Source organism: uncultured Abiotrophia sp. (assembly GCF_963520105.1).
Lineage (GTDB): Bacteria > Bacillota > Bacilli > Lactobacillales > Aerococcaceae > Abiotrophia.
Genome location: NZ_CAUQPN010000002.1, coordinates 47054 through 65995, shown reverse-complemented (window position 1 = coordinate 65995; position 18942 = coordinate 47054). Strand labels below are relative to the sequence as shown.

At 46.9% G+C, this 18942-nt stretch carries 21 protein-coding genes and 1 other annotated feature; of the genes, 2 read left to right on the top strand and 19 right to left on the bottom strand.

Annotation, left to right across the window (positions count from 1 at the left end; genetic code table 11):
• Positions 1–28 precede the first annotated feature (28 nt).
• Positions 29–892, top strand: coding sequence for a lipoyl protein ligase domain-containing protein (locus RWO08_RS03445; RefSeq protein WP_314211237.1), 864 nt, complete (start codon positions 29–31; stop codon positions 890–892).
• 12 nt (positions 893–904) lie between these two features.
• Positions 905–2302: an HD domain-containing protein gene (locus tag RWO08_RS03440; protein ID WP_314211236.1), complete on the top strand. Its 1398-nt coding sequence runs from the start codon at positions 905–907 to the stop codon at positions 2300–2302.
• Positions 2303–2619: 317 nt separating this feature from the next.
• Here RWO08_RS03440 and RWO08_RS03435 read toward each other — a convergent pair whose 3' ends face one another.
• The 19 genes from RWO08_RS03435 to radA form a co-directional block, all read right to left on the bottom strand.
• Positions 2620–4218 (bottom strand): ABC transporter ATP-binding protein, encoded by a 1599-nt coding sequence (locus tag RWO08_RS03435; RefSeq protein ID WP_314211235.1) that lies wholly within the window; start codon positions 4216–4218, stop codon positions 2620–2622.
• A gap of 252 nt (positions 4219–4470) precedes the next feature.
• Complete coding sequence (gene rplL / locus RWO08_RS03430) at positions 4471–4836, bottom strand: 50S ribosomal protein L7/L12 (protein ID WP_023392535.1); 366 nt, start codon at positions 4834–4836, stop codon at positions 4471–4473.
• A gap of 35 nt (positions 4837–4871) precedes the next feature.
• Positions 4872–5372 (bottom strand): 50S ribosomal protein L10, encoded by a 501-nt coding sequence (rplJ, locus tag RWO08_RS03425; protein WP_070756435.1) that lies wholly within the window; start codon positions 5370–5372, stop codon positions 4872–4874.
• A gap of 36 nt (positions 5373–5408) precedes the next feature.
• Positions 5409–5530, bottom strand: a sequence feature (ribosomal protein L10 leader region).
• A gap of 58 nt (positions 5531–5588) precedes the next feature.
• Complete coding sequence (gene rplA / locus RWO08_RS03420) at positions 5589–6278, bottom strand: 50S ribosomal protein L1 (protein WP_070756436.1); 690 nt, start codon at positions 6276–6278, stop codon at positions 5589–5591.
• Positions 6279–6358: 80 nt separating this feature from the next.
• A complete protein-coding gene (rplK, locus tag RWO08_RS03415) occupies positions 6359–6784 on the bottom strand; it encodes a 50S ribosomal protein L11 (protein WP_035364969.1) in 426 nt (141 codons plus the stop codon).
• Positions 6785–7006: 222 nt separating this feature from the next.
• On the bottom strand, positions 7007–8329 hold the full coding sequence (locus RWO08_RS03410) for a uracil-xanthine permease family protein (RefSeq protein ID WP_306486152.1): 1323 nt from the start codon (positions 8327–8329) through the stop codon (positions 7007–7009).
• 246 nt (positions 8330–8575) lie between these two features.
• Positions 8576–9115, bottom strand: a complete 540-nt coding sequence (gene nusG, locus RWO08_RS03405) for a transcription termination/antitermination protein NusG (protein ID WP_023392541.1) — start codon at positions 9113–9115, stop codon at positions 8576–8578.
• 141 nt (positions 9116–9256) lie between these two features.
• A complete protein-coding gene (locus tag RWO08_RS03400; protein ID WP_070756438.1) occupies positions 9257–9754 on the bottom strand; it encodes a phosphatidylglycerophosphatase A in 498 nt (165 codons plus the stop codon).
• A 97-nt stretch (positions 9755–9851) separates the two neighbouring features.
• On the bottom strand, positions 9852–10025 hold the full coding sequence (gene secE, locus RWO08_RS03395; protein ID WP_023392543.1) for a preprotein translocase subunit SecE: 174 nt from the start codon (positions 10023–10025) through the stop codon (positions 9852–9854).
• Between the two features lie 14 nt (positions 10026–10039).
• Positions 10040–10192, bottom strand: a complete 153-nt coding sequence (gene rpmG / locus RWO08_RS03390; RefSeq protein WP_070756439.1) for a 50S ribosomal protein L33 — start codon at positions 10190–10192, stop codon at positions 10040–10042.
• Between the two features lie 54 nt (positions 10193–10246).
• Positions 10247–10873 carry an RNA polymerase sigma factor gene (locus tag RWO08_RS03385; RefSeq protein ID WP_070756440.1) on the bottom strand — a complete coding sequence of 209 codons (627 nt, stop codon included), beginning with the start codon at positions 10871–10873 and terminating at the stop codon, positions 10247–10249.
• A 61-nt stretch (positions 10874–10934) separates the two neighbouring features.
• Positions 10935–11450, bottom strand: a complete 516-nt coding sequence (locus RWO08_RS03380) for an NYN domain-containing protein (RefSeq protein ID WP_070756441.1) — start codon at positions 11448–11450, stop codon at positions 10935–10937.
• A 12-nt stretch (positions 11451–11462) separates the two neighbouring features.
• On the bottom strand, positions 11463–12308 hold the full coding sequence (gene rlmB, locus RWO08_RS03375; protein ID WP_314211234.1) for a 23S rRNA (guanosine(2251)-2'-O)-methyltransferase RlmB: 846 nt from the start codon (positions 12306–12308) through the stop codon (positions 11463–11465).
• Between the two features lies 1 nt (position 12309).
• Positions 12310–12705, bottom strand: a complete 396-nt coding sequence (locus tag RWO08_RS03370) for a Mini-ribonuclease 3 (RefSeq protein WP_070756442.1) — start codon at positions 12703–12705, stop codon at positions 12310–12312.
• On the bottom strand, positions 12702–14126 hold the full coding sequence (gene cysS / locus RWO08_RS03365; RefSeq protein ID WP_314211233.1) for a cysteine--tRNA ligase: 1425 nt from the start codon (positions 14124–14126) through the stop codon (positions 12702–12704). Before cysS ends, RWO08_RS03370 begins: the two co-directional genes overlap by 4 nt.
• 36 nt (positions 14127–14162) lie before the next feature.
• A complete protein-coding gene (locus RWO08_RS03360) occupies positions 14163–14816 on the bottom strand; it encodes a uracil-DNA glycosylase (RefSeq protein WP_291454789.1) in 654 nt (217 codons plus the stop codon).
• A gap of 84 nt (positions 14817–14900) precedes the next feature.
• Positions 14901–16373 (bottom strand): glutamate--tRNA ligase, encoded by a 1473-nt coding sequence (gene gltX / locus RWO08_RS03355; RefSeq protein ID WP_314211232.1) that lies wholly within the window; start codon positions 16371–16373, stop codon positions 14901–14903.
• 16 nt (positions 16374–16389) lie between these two features.
• Positions 16390–17508 carry a PIN/TRAM domain-containing protein gene (locus tag RWO08_RS03350; RefSeq protein WP_314211231.1) on the bottom strand — a complete coding sequence of 373 codons (1119 nt, stop codon included), beginning with the start codon at positions 17506–17508 and terminating at the stop codon, positions 16390–16392.
• A 40-nt stretch (positions 17509–17548) separates the two neighbouring features.
• The gene (radA, locus tag RWO08_RS03345) at positions 17549–18937 is read right to left on the bottom strand and encodes a DNA repair protein RadA (RefSeq protein WP_314211230.1); all 1389 of its coding nucleotides are present in this window, start codon (positions 18935–18937) and stop codon (positions 17549–17551) included.
• Positions 18938–18942: the final 5 nt, after the last annotated feature.

Below are 18942 nucleotides of genomic sequence, written 5' to 3'. Positions count from 1 at the left end.
AGCTTTGATAAGAAAGGGGGAGGGCAGAATGGCATTGCCGCAATTTCCGTATTTATCACAGCATGAATGGCGTTACTTCGACGATGCTAGCCATGTTCCGGCGCTAGCGGCAAGCGATAGTTTGGCCTATCAGGACAGCTTCATTCGTTGGCTACCTCATTTACAAGGGGACCAGCCTCAAGGCCTCGTTCACTTTTATTCCATTGATCGTCCCACTGTCCTCTTGGGCGCCAAAGATAGCCGTCTGCCTAACTTAGCGGCTGGTTTGGCCTACCTAGAAGAGCAAGGCTTCGACTATGCCCTCCGGCCCCATGGTGGTTTGGGTGTGGTCTGTGATCCAGGCATCCTGAATATTGGCTTGGCAAGCGACCTGACCCACTTCCCCCTATCCATTGATGCCGCCTATGAACAGATGGTGGCCCTGATTGGACTGTCCCTGATGCCTTATGGCCTTAAGCTTGAAGCCTATGAAATCGCCCAATCCTACTGCCCCGGCACCTATGACTTGGTCGTGGGCGGACAAAAAATCGGTGGCATTGCCCAACGTCGCTTTAAGACTGGTCTGACAACTGCGGCTTATATCAGTGTGGCGGGCGACCAAGCTGCTCGCGCCCAACTCATGGCGGGCTTTTACCAGGCAGCTGGAGCAGACGACAGCTATCCTAAGGTAGACCCTGCAGTTATGACGACTCTGGCTCATGCTTGTGGTCAACCACTTGACCGCCAGACCTACCAAGAAGAGTTGATCCAGCTGATTAGCCGCTATCAGAAACTAGCGCCAGGTGACTATCAAGATCCTGACCTAGTGCCTATCTTTACCAAAATGCGCCAAGTTTCCTTGGCCCGTACCCAATCACTAAAAGCAGAAGTAAATAGCAAGCAAGATAGCTAAGGAGGTTATGCCATGTTTAACTTTGATGGGGCCGTTGCGGCCCAAAAACTCAGCCGTGAGAAGGTCTTCCGCGACCCGGTACATGGCTATATCCATATCCAAGACCAGATTATTTTAGATCTGATTAACACGCGAGAATTCCAACGCCTGCGCCGTATTAAGCAATTGGGCGGTTCCGTCTACACCTTCCACGGGGCCGAACATTCGCGCTTCGGTCACTCCCTAGGTGTCTATGAAATTACACGCCTCATAGTCGACAAATTCGAACGCCAATACCTGTCCCAAACGCCGGGTGACGGCCTTTGGCAGGCCTCCGAGCGCTTGGTCGCCCTCTGCGCTGCCTTACTCCATGACATCGGTCATGGCCCCTTCTCCCATGCCTTTGAAGGAATCTTCCATACCAACCATGAGGAGATTACTCAACGTATTATCACCTCGCCTGAAACTGAAATTCATCAGGTCTTGCTACAACTTGGCCCAGAATTTCCGGCTAAGGTCGCCAGTGTCATTAATAAGACCTATCCTAATCAACAGGTAGTCCAGCTGATTAGTAGCCAGATTGATGCCGATCGCATGGACTATCTGCTTCGCGATGCCTACTATGCTGGCGTCTCCTACGGCACTTTCGATTTGACGCGGATTTTGCGGGTGATTCGCCCCTTCAAAAACGGCATTGTATTCGACTTCTCGGGTATGCACGCCATTGAAGACTATATCGTTAGTCGCTATCAAATGTATATGCAGGTCTACTTCCACTCCGTCTCCCGCGGCATGGAAATGGTCCTCCACAGCCTACTGACCCGCGCTAAGACCTGTTATCTGGAAAAAGCGGACCAGATGAAGACCCAAATCAGCTTCCTAGAGCCCTTCCTACGAGGGGATTGGCTCCTATCTGATTACTTGCGCTTGGACGACCACATCCTCAGCAGCTACTTCAACCACTGGCTAGACGAAGAGGATATCTTGCTGGCAGATTTGGCTAATCGCTTCCTAACCCGCAAACCTTTCAAATCCGTCCTGACTAGTCCCGAAGAGAAGACTGAGCTGACCATTGCCATCGACCAAGAGTTGGTCCGTCTGGGCTATGACCCTTACTATTATTTCGCGGAGAATTCTAGTTTTGACCTGCCTTATGACTATTATCGTGTAGGTCAGATTAGCAAACGCACCCAGATTGAGCTCATTACCAAGATGGGGCAGATTGTTGAGCTATCTCAAGTTAGTCCCTTAGTCAATTCCCTAGCCGGCAAGCAGCGTGGCGATTTGCGTCTCTACTTCCCTAAAGAAATTTTGACCACAGCCGAGGATACGGCGGCCGACCAGGTCAATGAGAACCAGACCACCTTGCTAGCGGCTTATTACAATGAGCGCAACGACGTTACCCAGAATATTCAACAACGACTGTTCTAAGGATTAGAAATAGATACTAGCTTTTCAAACGGTGAATAACTGTATTCGCTCAAGCAAACATCATGCCCATGGAAGGGGACCGGCTTTAGCCTGGCTATCTGCCAGTCTTCCGCCTTGTCAGGCTATGGAATCGCTAAGTCGCGACGCTCCAAGCGCTTCTCATACGCCTGCCATCCTCAACCTTCCAATGGCATGATGTTTGACGCGACTACAGTTATTCACCTAGCTTCAAGGCTAAAAGCTATCCTCTCACAGTACAAAAAAATAATCCACACACAAAAAACCCATTATATCATATATGATATAATGGGTTTTTTCTATGCGCTAATTTCTTCTAAGTATCCATCGCGTATGGTAAGGACGCGGTCGTATTGGGAAATGAGGTCTGGCGTAATATGGTGCTCAATATCAATAACCAAGCCGGGATACTGACGTAAAACTTGGTTTAAGGCGTTTGCAGCCTGAGCATCAAGTCCTGAAAGAGCCTCATCCACTAGCAAAATAGGCTTTTTGAAGAGAAGCGCACGTGCAACCTCTAATCGCTTGAGTTCACCGCCTGACAAAATTTGTTGGTCGCCACCCAAAACTCTAGCCAAAGATTCTGGATCAGCAAACTTCGCCAATCCTACAGCTTGTAAGGCCATTTCCATTTCCTCTGACGCGTAATCTAGTCCTAAACTTAAATTTTCTCCTAAAGTCAGATTAAAAACAAAGGGTGCTTGTTCCACCATACCAAACCAAGATCCTTCATCCGATGGTAATGCATCTCGATTCAGACTCACTTTGCCTTCCAGCAGTGGGATTTCGCCCATCAGAGTCTGGATAAGGGTTGACTTACCCGAACCTGATGGCGCCTGCAGGAGGATTTTTTCTCCCAAGTTCAACTGGAGATTCAAGCCTTTAATCAAAGGACGATTTGGATAACCAACTGTCCCATCCTGCACCTGAATCAATGTTTGCTTTTCACCACGCACTAACTCTAGGTGCGACTTTTCGGCTTGAACTGGTTGCATTATCTTGTCTAGGAGTGGCTGTGTTGCGGACATATTATTATAAAGTTGAATACAGGTCATTAGGGGAGAAATCACCCGATCTGCCGCCATGTAAATGGTAATCAGCGCCCCCACCGTTAGACGACCTGCCATGACAGATTGAATGCCTAGTAGCAAACCCACCAAAAGGGCACCAACATAGAGTAAACTAACCAAGGTATTGGCTATTTGTTGCTTGAGCTCCATTTGGAGATAGGCTGACTCTGAATGATTCAATTGGGACATAACACGCGTTTGTCCCGGTAGTAGTGCCTGAAAGCGACTTAAGAGTTTACGCCCTTTAAGAAAATCATCCAATTGATTGACGAAGCGCTGGTTTTCTCCTTGCCAGTTTACAGTGGCCTCTTTGAGCCACTTGGCGCTGAGGCGCGGTACCAAGACAGGTATAAATCCTAGCCCAACAAAAATCAGCCCTACTGGTACATCAAGCATCATTAAGAAGCTAAAAGTAACCGCCGTCTGCAAAAGACAGTAGACAAATGTCAAGAGGCTAGCGACTATCCGCTCATCAATCTGCGTCACCTCGGTCGTAATACTAGCCAGATAGCCACTAGCAGCGCCCAATCGCGGTCTAGCACTGGCCTTAGTCAATTCTTGCGCTTTTAACTCAATCCTAACTTGGGTCCGAATTTTAGCTAGGAAGTAACGCTGTAAGGCCTGCGAAAGGGCAATTAGCATGAGAAAAGCAAGCCACTGCACTGTTGTCCAAGTCCCGGAAACGTAATCTCCCACTGTCAGAAAGTCGGTAAAACGCCCTAAAAAGTATGGTCCCCCGATACCATCGAAGGAAAGTAAAATAGAAAATAGGATGCAAGCCAAAACTAAATTAAACTTTCCAACAAACAATTTACTTATTTTCCTCATCTGTCACCCCGCCCTTTCCTAATAAGGCCCCATATAAATTTAGTGCGATATCTTGTTTTGCATTTTATCCTTAAAACTCCCGTTTGTCAATATCCATAAAAAGATAGTAAAGGGGTCATTTTGAATTCATAAATTCTCTTAAGCGTATGTAACCAGGGGCAAGCTATTCATTAACGTATTCACGGACAAAACAAAAAAAAGCTAGAGACTCCGATAAAACGGAGTTTCTAGCTTTATTTCTTAGCTTGAAAATTACTTCAAGGTTACAGTTGCGCCAACTTCTTCTAAGGCAGCTTTCAAAGCTTCTGCGTCTTCTTTAGAAGCGCCTTCCTTGACTACAGATGGTGCGCCGTCAACTAATTCTTTAGCTTCTTTCAAGCCTAAGCCAGTTGCTTCACGGACAACCTTGATAACTTTGATCTTACCTGCACCTGCGTTAGTTAATTCAACGTCAAATTCAGTTTTCTCTTCAGCTGCTGCTGCTGGACCTGCTGCTACTGCTACAGGAGCTGCTGCAGTTACGCCAAATTCTTCTTCGATTGCTTTTACTAAATCGTTTAATTCGATGATTGTTGCTTCTTTGATTTCAGCAATAATGTTTTCAATGTTTAATGCCATGATTAATTTCCTCCATTAAGTTTAGTATTGTGTAATTAAGCTGCACTTTCTTTTGCTTCTGCAACAGCTTTAATAGCCAATGCAGTGTTGCGTACTGGGGCTTGCAGTACAGAAAGGAGCATAGAGAGCATGCCGTCGCGGTCTGGAAGAGCTGCAAGAGCCTTCACGTCTTCTGCTGAAGCTGCTTTCCCTTCGATTAAGCCACCTTTGATTTCAAGCTTTTCAGCTTTCTTAGCGAATTCTGCGATAACTTTCGCTGGCGCTACAACTTCTGATTCGCTGAACACGATAGCAGTTGGGCCTACAAAGTGAGCATCCAAGCCTTCGATTTCAGCTTGAGCAGCAGCACGACGTAAGATGGTGTTTTTCACAACCTTCATTTGCACGCCGTTATCACGTAACTCTTTACGTAAGTTAGTCACTTGTTCAACGGTTAAGCCTAAGTAGTCAACAACGACTACAGATGCTGCAGATTTGAGTTCTTCAGCAACTTTTGAAACTTCTTCTTGCTTTTTCAAGAGAATTGCTTTTGTCATAATTTCACCTCCGCTAGTTTGATATAGAGATTTTTATGTTGTCATAAAAAATCTCTATGTCACCTTAGACATAGAGATAGCTTCCATTCGTGGAACTTCCTCGGTAAGAAATTAAGGCCTGCGCCACTTACTGTCTTCGGTCGTTATATTAACGTATGTTATTGTAGCGAAGAAGGGCCATCATGTCAAGCCTCTTCGCGGATTTCTCGCTAAAAATTAGAGAGAAGTAACATCCAACTTGATCCCAGGACCAAAAGTAGTGCTCAAAGTCAAGTTGTTGATGTAAGTACCTTTAGCAGCAGCTGGTTTCACACGCAAGATTTGCTCGTGAAGCGCCTTGAGGTTTTCAACCAATTTGTTGTCTTCAAAAGATACTTTACCGATTGGCACGTTCACGATACCAGCTTTGTCAGCACGGTAAGTGACTTGACCAGCTTTGATGTCGTTAACTGCTTTGGTTACGTCCATGGTAACAGTCCCGGTTTTAGGGTTTGGCATCAAGCCTTTTGGCCCTAAGACACGACCAAGGCGACCCACTTGACCCATCATGTCAGGGGTAGCGACCATCACGTCGAATTCTAACCAACCGTCAGAAATCTTTTGGATTAAGTCTGCTTCACCAACAAAGTCAGCACCTGCTGCTTCCGCTTCTTTAGCTTTTTCGCCACGCGCGATTACAACTACACGGCTGGTTTTACCAGTCCCGTGTGGCAATACCATTGCGCCACGGATTTGTTGGTCAGCTTTCTTAACGTCGATGTTTAAGTTGTAAGAAACTTCAACGGTAGCGTCGAACTTAGCGAAGTCGATTTCTTTTGCTAAGGTAACAGCTTCGTTAGCTTCGTATTTTTTGTTGCGGTCTACTTTTGCAAGAGCCGCTTGTAAGTTTTTGCTCTTTTTAGCCATTTTTCTTCCTCCTATGTTGTGGTTATAACGGTTTGACCTCCCACACCCGATAGAATTCGGGTTGAGAAGCTACATTGTGCTTAGTCTTGGACTGTAATCCCCATTGAGCGAGCAGTACCTTCAACCATGCGCATTGCAGCTTCAACATTGGCTGCATTTAAGTCTGGCATTTTAGTTTCTGCGATTTCTCGTACTTGATCTTTGGTTACAGTGGCAACCTTAGTTTTGTTAGGTACACCTGAACCTTTGTCAACTTTAGCAGCTTTCAGTAACAATACTGGAGCTGGTGGAGTTTTGGTGATGAAAGTAAATGAACGGTCTTCGTATACAGAGATAACAACAGGAATAATCAAGCCTGCTTGATCTTGTGTACGAGCGTTGAACTCTTTACAGAACCCCATGATGTTTACTTGTGCTTGACCGAGCGCTGGACCTACTGGTGGAGCAGGGCTTGCTTTGCCGGCTGGGATTTGTAATTTAACTTGTTTTACGACTTTTTTAGCCACGAAACATTCCTCCTTAATTTTTGGTTCGTGATGTGGTTCATGGAAGCCTAAGCCTCCTCCCACTCAGTGTGCGTACTTTGCGCACCGTACTATTATAGCATACTCCAGCAAATATGCAATGCCTTAAGGCCTGATTTCGAGAGATTTTTTTGCTCTGCAAGATTCTGCTCATGCTTAGCTTTTTCCGCACAAGAAAAGCCCCCTGGAAAGGGAGCTCCTTATTTACGCTTCACCAAGTAATTCTTCAACCTTCTGGTCTTGGAATTTTTCTTCGTGTGGCAAGATTAAGTTGAGCAGGACGCCAGCCAAGGCGCAGAGGGCAGTACCGGATAAGGTCACCGGTCCTAATTTGAGAACCGCGCCGCCCAAGCCTAGCACTAGCATGGAACTGGCGATAATCAAGTTGCGGACTTGGTGGAAGTCGACTTGCTTCTCAATCAGCACTTTCAAACCGTTAGAAGCAATGACCCCATAGAGTAGGATGGCCATACCACCTAATACGGGTTTAGGAATGGTGGAGATGATGGCCGTGAATTTGCCCATAAAGCTAAGCCCGATAGCAAAGAGGGCGGCATTGCGAATGACAGAGACGGAAGCGATACGGGTCATCCCTACCACCCCAGTATTCTCGCCATAAGTGGTATTGGCCGGGCCACCAATAAAGGCTGACACAGCGGTCGCCACCCCATCCCCAATCAAGGTCCGATGGAGGCCTGGTTTTTCCAAGAACTTACGGCCACAGATTTGCCCCAACACTGTATGGTCCCCAATATGTTCTGCAATGGTCACGACCGCTACCGGCAAAATCGCCCAAGTCTCTGGCCCAAAGTAGAGGTGATAGCGACTGAAGAAGCCCCCAGTTTCAAATGGCAAATAGAGATGTGGCACTTCAAACCAAGCTGCCTCTAGGACTGGCTTAAAGTCTACCAAACCAAAGACAACGGCCACCAAGTAGCCCCCAATAATCCCAAAGAGGAAGGGGATGATTTTGAGAAAACCCTTGGCTTTGGTATTGATGAAGGCCGTGATTAAGAAGGTAACAAGGGCGACCAGGATATGTTTGATGTCGCCCCCCTCCACAAAACCAGCATTCTTAACTGCTGAGTTGGCTAAGCCCAAACCGATTACCATAATCATGGGCCCAATCACAATAGGCGGCAGCAAGCGATCAATCCAAGTAGTTCCAATTGCCCGAATCAAGAGGGCCATTCCAACATAGACTAGCCCAACTAGCACCACCCCGGTTTGGGCAGCAGAGACATCGCCATTCATCTGACTATTAGCGAAGGACATGGCCTGGATAAAGGCGAAGGACGACCCTAGGTAGACCGGCACCTTGAACTGGGTCGAGACCATGTAGATGAGGGTCCCAATCCCTGAGGCAAAGAGCGCCACCGAAACCGGCATCCCCAGAATCAGGGGCACCAGAACGGTCGCCCCAAACATAGCAAAGACGTGTTGGGCGCTCAACAAGAGCCCTTGTAGGAAAGGCGGCTTCTGCTCGACATCAAGCAGCATGCGGACTTTGGACGTTTGTAGTTCCATCATAACCTCTTTTCCGGGCTCCAAGACATGACAAAGAGCCCTCTGAATTTATTCCAAGGGCTCGGTAAAGTGATTTAGCCTTCTCCACCTCACGGGATGGAATTAAAAGCCCTTATTGGGAGATAGTATAGCATACGTGAGGCTCTTTGACGAGTCTCAGCTGGACATTTATCAAATTTTGTTAAGACTTCATTACTCGCCCCACAAAAAGAGACTAGGAAGCTTATTTCCTAGTCTCTACCTTGATTAAATATCTTCTTTTTTAACTTGCACGAAGTCTAATTCCGCCACTGTCTCACGACCAAACATTTCAATCACTACTTTGAGTTTGTCATGATCACGGTCGATTTCCTCGATTTGACCAGATAGGCCAGAGAAAGCCCCGTCGATAATGGACACGTAATCGCCTTCTTCTACATTGAGTTCTACACGTTGACTTGGCATTGGCGCATCACCCAAGATAGCCGCAATTTCTTCTGGCAAGAGTGGGGATGGTTTTGAGCCGGCACCATGAGAGCCAACAAAACCAGTTACACCTGGTGTATTACGAACAATAAACCAAGCCTCATCAGACATTTCCATCTCTACTAGGACATAGCCAGGGAAGGTCTTTTCGACTTTTTTCTTCTCTACGCCATCGGTCTTCTCAACCACTTCTTCTTCAGGCACCGCAATACGGAAGATGTGGTCTTGCATGTTCATGCTTTCCGTCCGCATCTCGATATTTTCTTTGACCTTGTTTTCGTACCCTGAGTACGTGTGTAATACATACCATTCTTTACTCATCTGTCTACTCCTTTTATTTGAACCGGCAAAATAAAAAACCTACATTGGGTAGGTCGCTATCGTTAGCCTTAGTATAACATAAGGGCGGCCACTGAGACAAGACCCGGCCCAAGGAATTTCCCTGGGCATTTGGCCTAGTGGCTAGTCTTGATTTCTCTCCAAACCTGCATGGGCAATCCGGGCAGCTGCTGCCGCTGCAATGGCACCTACCAAGTCATCAATGAAAGTATTGACACGGCCAGGTGTCTTGGAATCCAACTCTTTAACGATGCCGGTCTTCATTTTATCTACATAGCCAAAGTTGGTCAGGCCAATCGATCCGTAGACGTTGACAATGGACAGGGCCAGAATCTCATCAATACCATAAAGACCCGCATCGCGGGCAATAATGTCTCGCAAAATAGGCGAGAAGTGGCCCGCTTCTACCGCCATATCTAACTCAATACCAGTGACTACTGCGTGCTGAACCTCGCGTTTCTTGAGGACTTCTTGAACGTGGGCTTGGCATTGCTCAATGGTAATATGGGGCACATAATCTACTTGTAAGTCGTAGACAATGTGGGCAATATCCTTAATAGTCACGCCTCGTTGGCTTAAGAGAGCATACATATGTTGTTCTAAGCGTTCATCGTGTGTCATGAAACCACCGTCCTTTTCCCTAAAGTAAATCAATCCGCCTAGAGAGATTCTCCAAGCGGATTGAGCTTTTCTATCTAAGTGCCTACCTCTCGCTCGCTTAGAGGGCGTAGAAGTAATTGAGTAAGTTGGACAAGCCAAAGTCGATGCCACCGAAGTAGAGGCCTAATAAAACGACCATAATGATGACTGTCCATGTATATTTGTTGACTTCACCTAAGCTTGGCCAAGTCACACGTTTCATTTCTTTTCCGACGTTCTTAATGTATCCCATGCTCTAATACCCTTCTATTTAGTTTCTTTATGCAAGGTATGCTTGTTGCAATACTTGCAGAATTTCTTGATTTCTAAGCGTTGCGACTGTCCCATCTGCGTGGGTGTCATGTGGTAATTACGTTGACCACATTCACTACAGGCTAAGGCACCTTTCTTTTGAGCCAAGGCAACTACCTCCTTTTGATGCTATATCATCTTTTAATGATAGGCAGTTCCCAGCTATTTGTCAAGCCTCTTGCAGAAATCTTCTAGTTTTTTACGACAGCGGCTTAGGGCACTTTGACAAGAACGTTGGGACTTGCCCTTGACCTGAGACATCTCCTCGACACTCATGCCATCTAGGCAAGCTAAGAGAACCTCTTTTTCCCAATCAGACAAACTTGAAAAATAACCATCGGAGGCTTCACGTGCCAGACACCAATCTTCTGGTGCCACATCATGACCTTGGGCTAGGGGACTCAAAGGATCGAAATGTGCCTCTAGTTGTTCTCTCACATAGTCATCCACATCCAGAGAAACACAATCGGATGCTTGAACACGTTTATGAGCCGATTCATAACGATATAAATGGCTAAAATGTCGGATAAGGACAATTTTAAAGTAACTCTTGAAGGGAATTCCACCATTATAAGTGAAGATGGCCTTCCACAAAGTAACTCTAGCTTCTTGTTGGAAGTCTGCATAATCAAGATAGGCAGACTTACTCATCAAATAACAACTTCTAATCAAAGGACTGAACTGGCGCAACAATTGTTCAAATTGTTGGCCATCAAAATCTGCCTTGAGTGCTGCAACTGCTTGATCTAGTGCTGGCAACTCTGTGTCTTCGTACTGATGAAAATCCATGGGTGTTTCCTCCTCTATAAAGGTTATTATAGGGGAGAAGGAAAAGGTTTATCCCATATGTTTAAAGTGTTTTGCGCAATTGATCGAGTTTCGCCAATTGTTTTGCGCTCCACGGGCTGTGCCGGCGGAGCCGTCTACTATAGTAACGTTCGACATCTGCAGTCATTTCTTCCTTGGCTAACTTCAAATCAAGCCATAATTCTTGAGCCGACATACGAAGGGCTCCCTGTTGAAAAATAGTCCATTGCTCAGCCATATCACTCGTTGCCACCGTCACGCGGTTCAACGGATGAATATAGGCTCCTACTCCCCTCTCAATATACGAGTCTGCCGTTTCGTTCTCCTCGGTAAAAACCACTTGCACTCCAGACTGCTCAAGCCTTGTCGCTCGTCCAGGCACTAATTGGGCATCAAAGACCACAATCACCTGAACCTGTCTCACCCTGGCATAACTGGCCAGTTCAGCTATTAGTCGATCCCGCGCTTCTTGGATATTAACCACTTGAAGACGCGACAGGTGTGGCCACGCACCAATCATATTGTAGCCATCCACCAAAAGGTAGGCCTGTCTTTTCATCTAGTGATTCCCCTAATTCATCCGATGCCGGGCAACTTCATAAACCAATACGCCTGCTGCCACGCTAGCATTAAGACTTTGGACATGTCCCACCATTGGGATGGTGACAATACCGTCTGCTTTTTGCTTCACAAGAGGAGAGACCCCTTGACCTTCATTTCCAATGACAATCGCTAAAGGCCCTTGACTATTCCACTGGCGCACATCTTCTCCCGCCATATCCGTGGCGAAGACCCAGATCCCTTGATTTTGTAGCAGTTCAATGGTCTGAGCGATATTTGCAACACGAACAACGGGCACATGTTCGATAGCCCCTGTGGATGTCTTGGCAACAATGCCTGTTAAACCGACTGCGCGACGCTTAGGAATGATGATTCCGTGGACACCAAAAGCATCCGCCGTGCGAAGAATGGACCCCAAATTATGAGGATCTTCAATCCCATCAAGAATCAGTAGGAAAGGAGGCTGACCTTTACTTTCGGCCAAGGCAAGGCAGTCTTCTATGGTCTGATAATCAAAAGGAGGCACGGTGAGAACCAACCCTTGGTGGTTAGCACCTTGGGTCAATTCATCCAGTTTACTTTTCGGAACTTCTTGAAAAATTCCGCCGTGGTTTTTTACTAATTCTATTATACTACTTATTTTAGAATCTGCCAGCCCTTTTTGATAAAAAAGTTTATTTATTCCCTTATTTTTTTTAAGGGTTTCCATTACCGCGTGTTTGCCAAAGATAATTTCCTCTTGGGAAGATACTTCTTGATTATTTTCTATTTTCTTGTCTGTTGTTTCATCATATTTCTTTTTATGCGTTTGTCGCTTGCTAGTTGATTTGCGCGACCGACTTGTCTCATATTTCATTCTATTGTCCTCTCTGATCGATCAGGGCTAGAGACTGGGCAATCAACTCCTCCAAACGCTGACTTTGCCCGGAGAGATGAAGCCAGCCAAGTAGGGCTTCAAAGCCTGTTGCCTGGCGGTAATCGCCAATGCTAGCATTCTTAGCCTTGGTATTAGCCTTATGATTACGCCCCCGTTTATAGATGGTTAATTCCTCTTCATTTAAGGTCTCTTGGTCCCGCAGACACTGCATGGCATAGGCCTGGCCCTTGGCCTCTACATAGCGGGTCGCTGCCCGATGCAGACGATTGGGCTGGGTCAAGCCAGAGGCAATGACATGCTGTCTGACATAAACCTCATAGATAGCATCCCCAATATAGGCTAGAGCAGCCCCATTTAATTGATCCACTTGATTCATCGATTCACTCGCTTCCAAACCGTACCTTGAGGCGTATCATCTAAGAGAATGCCTTGCTCTTTGAGTTGATCACGAATCGCATCGCTACGGGCGAAATCCTTGTTGGCCCGGGCTTGACGGCGTTCCTCAATCAGCGCCTCAATTTCCTGATCAATACTATTGCTTTTATCTTCTAAATCCAAGCCAAATACTGCTAATAAATCATGTAGGACTTTGTCATAAAGTGACAGAACACCCTGGCTAGTTACTTCTAGCTCCAGGTAGCGGTTCAGGGACTTGACCAAATCAAAGAGAGCTGTAATCCCATTAGAAGCATTAAAGTCATCATCCATAGCGATCACAAATTGCTCTTGAATGCCATTAATCTCCGTTAACCAAGTCTCATGATCTTCAAGGTCTGCGCTAGCTTGCTCCTGACGGTGCTTAAGTCGACGAATTGCTTCCCGTAATTTGTTGACATTAGCTTGAGCTTCCGTAATCACAGCCTCATCATAGCGCAAAGGACGACGGTAGTGGGTTGTCGCCAACATGTAGCGAATGACCATAGGGTCGTAGTCTCCTAACAAGTCGCGCAAAAGGACAAAGTTCCCCAGGGATTTACTCATTTTCTCATCTTGCTTCCCAATGGTCACAAAGCCATTGTGGAGCCAGTAATGGGCAAAAGTATGGCCGGTGCAAGCTTCAGACTGGGCAATCTCATTCTCATGGTGAGGGAAGGTGAGGTCTTGCCCGCCCCCGTGAATATCAATGGTATCACCTAGGTACTTAGTGGCCATAACTGAACATTCAATATGCCAGCCAGGACGGCCCGGTCCCCACGGCGAATCCCAGGCGATTTCCCCAGGCTTGGCAGTCTTCCAGAGGGCGAAGTCCAGAGGATTGGCCTTGCGTTCTGCAACTACCTGATCCAAACGTTCGCTTGCGCCTACTAGTAGATCCTCTAGCGATTGGTCAGATAAATGGCCATAGTCCTTGAAGGATTCTGTCTTGAAGTAAACATCGCCTTCAGATTCATAGGCATGGCCTTTTTCAATCAAGGTCTGGACGAAAGCAATAATTTCCTCAATATTTTCCATAACTCGTGGATGAACGGTCGCCGGTTGAATATTGAGTTGCCCGGTATCTTCCTTGAAAGCCGCGATATATTTATCAGCAATGGCTTCGGGAGTTGAACCTTCGGCAATCGCTGCCTTGATAATTTTGTCATCGACGTCAGTAAAGTTGCTGACATAATTGACTTGATAACCTCGATACTGGAAGTAACGCCGAATAGTGTCAAAGGCTACCGCGCTACGGGCGTTGCCGATATGGATATAGTTATAGACGGTCGGACCGCAGACATAGAAAGCTACTTGCCCCTCTTTAATAGGACGGAAAACTTCCTTCTGTCGTGTCAAGGTATTATAGACTTGTATTGCCATAGTATTGCTCCTTTGCGTTAAAATAGTAAAAAGGCTCTAGCTAAGCCAATTAATTGGTGTCTGACCCTGCGCCTCTAAAAAGGCATTGGCTCGTGAAAAAGGTCGACTGCCAAAGAAACCGCGATAGGCAGATAGGGGGCTAGGGTGCGCCGATTCAATTACCAAGTGCTGGCTAGCGGTAATCAAAGCCTTCTTCTTGCGGGCATAGGCACCCCACAGGATGAAGACAACCGGCTGCTCCTGTTGATTGACGACCCGAATGATGGCGTCGGTAAATGGCTCCCAAATCTGACCTGCATGGCCGTTAGCCATACCGGCTGGAACGGTCAAACAGGCATTTAGCAGCAAGACGCCTTGTTGGGCCCAGGCCGTTAAGTCATGATTGGGCTTGACGCCAATGTCATCCGCTAATTCTTTGAGAATATTCTGAAGAGAAGGGGGAGCAGGCAAATCATTAGGTACAGAAAAGCTTAATCCTTGTGCCTGACCTGGCCCGTGGTAGGGATCTTGCCCCAGAATAACCACCTTGACATCCTCTAAGGGGGTCGTTTGGATGGCATTAAAGACCCGGTCACGCGGCGGATAGATCCTTCCTTGGCCGTAAACTTGGTCCATGAAATGATTTATTTGGCTGAAATAACCTACGGGTAGTTCTTCCTTAATGGCTTGATGCCAGGCAGAGTGTGACATATAGGGAGCCTCCTTAGATAGCAGATGCCTAAAAACAAAAGAGGTTGAGGCAAGTGCCCCAGCCTCTTATAGTCATCTTGAATTTTATGCCAAGAGCGCTACTACTTGGTCAATGTGGGATAGGACTTTTTCTTTGCCTAAGACTTCGATTAATGCAGGTAATTCTGGCCCATGCATTTGGCCACTCACAGCAATCCGGATTGGCATGAAGAGGCCACGCCCTTTGGCGCCTGTTTCCTTCTGCACTTCCTTGATGCAAGCTTTAATGTTTGCAGCCTCAAAGTCTTCTAAGTTCGCTAACTTCTCGCGAACCGCCGCCAAGACAGCCGGCACTTGTTCGCCTGCTAAAACCTCACGACTTTCTTCGTCAATCGTCAAACTATCGTTGAAGAAGAGGCTAGACAGAGATACGATTTCTGCCCCGTAAGACATTTGTTCGTGGAAAAGCGAGACGACCTTGGTCACCCAAGCTAACTCTTCTTCTGATGGATTAGCCGATACACGACCTGCCTCAATCAGATGTGGCAAGGCTAGAGCCGTCACGTCTTCAAGACTCGCTTGCTTCATATAGGTATTGTTAATCCATTCCAATTTCTTGGTATCGAAGGAAGCAGGTGAAGTAGACAAACGTTCATAGTCGAAGAGTTCAATCAACTGGTCACGACCGAAAATTTCCTCTTCACCAACTGGAGACCAACCCAAAAGAGCGATAAAGTTGAAGATAGCTTCTGGTAAATAGCCCAGGTTACGGTATTGTTCGATAAATTGCAAGATAGCACCGTCACGTTTGCTGAGTTTCTTATGAGTCTCAGCATTAACGATTAAGGTCATGTGACCAAAACGTGGGTAGTCCCAACCGAAAGCACCATAAATCATCATTTGCTTAGGTGTATTAGCGATGTGGTCGTCCCCCCGCAGTACGTGGGTAATGCCCATAAGGTGGTCGTCGACCGTTACCGCAAAGTTATAAGTTGGCATGCCGTCGCGCTTGCGGATCACCCAGTCACCAGAGACACTGCGTGATTCGAAGGTAATCGGACCCTTAACCAGATCTTCAAATTCATAAGTCACATCTTCTGGTACACGGAAACGAATAACCGGCACACGACCTTCTGCTTCAAAGGCAGCTTCTTCTTCAGGCGTTAGGTGAGCATGTTGGCCACCATAGTGTGGCATTTCGCCACGGGCTTGTTGGGCTTCACGTTCTGCTTCTAGTTCTTCTTCCGTCATGTAGCACTTGTAGGCCTTGCCTTCTGCTAAGAGTTGGTCAATCAGTGGGTTGTAAATATGCAGACGCTCTGACTGACGGTAAGGACCCACTTGGCCTGGCTTATTAGGCGCTTCATCCCAGTCCATCCCCAACCAGGTTAAGTTATCTAGCTGGCTCTTCTCGCCATGCTCAAGATTACGTTTTAAGTCGGTATCTTCAATCCGAATAACGAAGTCCCCGCCATAGTGGCGCGCAAAAAGATAGTTGAAGAGCGCTGTCCGCGCATTCCCGATGTGTAATTCTCCTGTTGGGCTTGGTGCATAACGCACACGTACTTTTGAAGTCATGTAGTTTCCTCTTTCCTTAGTAATGTGACTGCTTGGTTTCGATTTTATCTTGCGAGTGAGCGGGCTTAGCGAAAATCATACGCCCAGCGCTAGTTTGAAGGGCGCTAGTAACAATGACTTTCAGTCGCTCATTCATATAATGTTGCCCGTCTTCGACCACAATCATGGTCCCATCATCTAAATAGGCAACCCCTTGTTTGCGCTCAGTCCCGGACTTAACCACCGTGACTTCCATGATTTCGCCAGGAATCACGACGGGTTTGACTGCTAGGGCCAAGGCATTGATGTTAAAGACGGTGACATTCTGAAATTCACAGACCTTATTTAAATTATAATCGTTTGTGACCACGGCTGCATCAATTAATTTTGCCAAACGGATTAATTTGCTGTCAACCTCTGGCACATCGTCAAAATCCCCATCATAAAATTCGATTGGGATGAGCGATTCTTTTTGTAAACTGTTGAGAATATCCAGCCCTCGGCGGCCACGAGCACGCTTGAGCGAATCTGCTGAATCCGCGATGAATTGCAATTCCTTAAGCACAAAGTTAGGAATCACCAGTACCCCTTCTAAGAAGTGGGTCTTAGCAATGTCGGCAATCCGACCATCAATAATCACGCTAGTATCTAAAAGTTTGTAGCGGTGGAAATTCTCACCAGCCTTGCGCTCTAAGATACGGCTTTCCTGTTTTTCCCGCTTGCTAGCCGAACGACTAAAAATCGTCCGCCATTCATCCTGCCGACTGGTTGCAGTCTGATAGCCAACAATGGATAGGATGACTGATAAAACCAAGGGCAGGGCGTTAGAGATAAAGGGAATTTGCAAATTAGAGAAGGGGAGTGAGATGAGATAGCCGATAATCAGACCGACAACCCCACCAATAGTCCCGAAGAAAATGGTTGAGGTGGTTTGTTTGTTTAAGATTTCTTGTGTCTTGCGAATCCAACGAGCTAACAAAGGTGAGGCGAGATTTCCCAAGAGGGCGAAAATAATTGCGAATAATAAACCGTTAAAGTAGGTATTCAGCAAGAAATCTTGCGTTAGATGTAACCACGGCCAGATAGAAGCCCCAAAGGACACGCCAAAACTCAGTCCGATAATGGCTGAAACCATTAAGACAATACGTTTAAACATAACCTTCCTCCTTTCCTATTTTTTTAATGATGGCCTCCCCCTATTGGCGGGGGAAGACCTTATGAATGGCTTCCTGGATAGTGGCCACTGGCACAATCTCAATTGCCAGCTTCTGATCCAGACCTGCTAGATTATTTTTGGGAATATAGGCTCGCTTAAAGCCCAGTTTGGCAGCTTCCTTGAGGCGCTCCTTGATTTGGCTAACCCGTCGGATTTCCCCCGTCAGACCAATTTCGCCGATAAAGCAATCTTCGATATTGGTGGCCTGATTCCAATAACTAGACGCGATGCTGACGGCAATGGCCAAATCAATAGCTGGCTCGTCTAATTTAACGCCGCCTGTAATCTTGAAGAAGGCATCCTGATTTTGTACCAGCAGACCGCAGTGCTTTTCCATAACTGCCAAGAGCAGTGACACGCGTTGATAGTCAATCCCCGACGAGGTGCGTTTGGCTGTCCCATAGACAGTTGGAGTCATCAGAGACTGGATTTCCGCCAAAATTGGTCGCGTTCCTTCAATGGAAGCCACAACAGTCGAACCCGTCGCGCCAGCCAAACGCTCTTCCAAGAAGAGCTCTGAAGGGTTGGTTACTTCTTCCAAGCCTGCTTCCAGCATTTCGAAAACGCCTAGCTCATGCGTGGAGCCAAACCGGTTTTTTACGGCTCGCAAGACCCGGAAACGATTATGGCGCTCGCCCTCAAAATAAAGCACGGTATCCACCATGTGTTCCAACATCCGAGGCCCCGCAATATTGCCCTCCTTGGTCACGTGACCAACAATAAAGGTCGCAATATTATTATCCTTGGCAATCCGCATTAAGATAGCGGTGGCTTCCCGCAATTGGGAAACACTTCCTGCCACCCCAGTATGATCTGCCAGTTGCATGGTCTGAATAGAGTCAATAATCAAAATATCTGGCGCAATGCGCTGAACCTCGCCAGCAATGACTGCTAAGTCCGTCTCCGATAAGAGATAGAAATGACTGTCCTTGAGTGATAGGCGTTCCGCCCGCATTTTAATTTGGGAGAGACTCTCTTCCCCAGAAACATAGAGGACGGTCTGACCTAGATTAGCCAGTTGAATCGAGACCTGGAGCAAGAGGGTAGACTTACCAATCCCAGGATCGCCCCCAATCAGAACCAAACTGCCGGCTACCACTCCGCCCCCCAAGACTCGGTCGAACTCTTGGAAGTTGGTATGGGTCCGCGTTTCAGCCTTGTAGGTAATTTCTTCTAAGCGTTGGGCCCGGTTGACGTCTTCGCCACGCTGAGTCAAAACCTTGAACTGACTTTTCTCGGTCTTGATGGTCGATTGGACAATCTGCTCTTCCATCTGATTCCAGGCGCCACAATTAGGGCACTTGCCCAGATACTTGGCCGATTCATAGCCACAGGCCATACATTCGTAGCTTACTTTTTTCTTGGCCATAGCTT

What these genes read in the sequence shown, in the direction of transcription:
- RWO08_RS03445 (WP_314211237.1), top strand. Translation starts at nt 29, where the DNA reads ATGGCATTGCCGCAATTTCCGTATTTATCACAGCATGAATGGCGTTAC.
- RWO08_RS03440 (WP_314211236.1), top strand. Translation starts at nt 905, where the DNA reads ATGTTTAACTTTGATGGGGCCGTTGCGGCCCAAAAACTCAGCCGTGAG.
- RWO08_RS03435 (WP_314211235.1), bottom strand. Translation starts at nt 4,218, where the DNA reads ATGAGGAAAATAAGTAAATTGTTTGTTGGAAAGTTTAATTTAGTTTTG.
- rplL (WP_023392535.1), bottom strand. Translation starts at nt 4,836, where the DNA reads ATGGCATTAAACATTGAAAACATTATTGCTGAAATCAAAGAAGCAACA.
- rplJ (WP_070756435.1), bottom strand. Translation starts at nt 5,372, where the DNA reads ATGACAAAAGCAATTCTCTTGAAAAAGCAAGAAGAAGTTTCAAAAGTT.
- rplA (WP_070756436.1), bottom strand. Translation starts at nt 6,278, where the DNA reads ATGGCTAAAAAGAGCAAAAACTTACAAGCGGCTCTTGCAAAAGTAGAC.
- RWO08_RS03410 (WP_306486152.1), bottom strand. Translation starts at nt 8,329, where the DNA reads ATGGAACTACAAACGTCCAAAGTCCGCATGCTGCTTGATGTCGAGCAG.
- nusG (WP_023392541.1), bottom strand. Translation starts at nt 9,115, where the DNA reads ATGAGTAAAGAATGGTATGTATTACACACGTACTCAGGGTACGAAAAC.
- RWO08_RS03400 (WP_070756438.1), bottom strand. Translation starts at nt 9,754, where the DNA reads ATGACACACGATGAACGCTTAGAACAACATATGTATGCTCTCTTAAGC.
- secE (WP_023392543.1), bottom strand. Translation starts at nt 10,025, where the DNA reads ATGGGATACATTAAGAACGTCGGAAAAGAAATGAAACGTGTGACTTGG.
- RWO08_RS03385 (WP_070756440.1), bottom strand. Translation starts at nt 10,873, where the DNA reads ATGGATTTTCATCAGTACGAAGACACAGAGTTGCCAGCACTAGATCAA.
- RWO08_RS03380 (WP_070756441.1), bottom strand. Translation starts at nt 11,450, where the DNA reads ATGAAAAGACAGGCCTACCTTTTGGTGGATGGCTACAATATGATTGGT.
- rlmB (WP_314211234.1), bottom strand. Translation starts at nt 12,308, where the DNA reads ATGAAATATGAGACAAGTCGGTCGCGCAAATCAACTAGCAAGCGACAA.
- RWO08_RS03370 (WP_070756442.1), bottom strand. Translation starts at nt 12,705, where the DNA reads ATGAATCAAGTGGATCAATTAAATGGGGCTGCTCTAGCCTATATTGGG.
- cysS (WP_314211233.1), bottom strand. Translation starts at nt 14,126, where the DNA reads ATGGCAATACAAGTCTATAATACCTTGACACGACAGAAGGAAGTTTTC.
- RWO08_RS03360 (WP_291454789.1), bottom strand. Translation starts at nt 14,816, where the DNA reads ATGTCACACTCTGCCTGGCATCAAGCCATTAAGGAAGAACTACCCGTA.
- gltX (WP_314211232.1), bottom strand. Translation starts at nt 16,373, where the DNA reads ATGACTTCAAAAGTACGTGTGCGTTATGCACCAAGCCCAACAGGAGAA.
- RWO08_RS03350 (WP_314211231.1), bottom strand. Translation starts at nt 17,508, where the DNA reads ATGTTTAAACGTATTGTCTTAATGGTTTCAGCCATTATCGGACTGAGT.
- radA (WP_314211230.1), bottom strand. Translation starts at nt 18,937, where the DNA reads ATGGCCAAGAAAAAAGTAAGCTACGAATGTATGGCCTGTGGCTATGAA.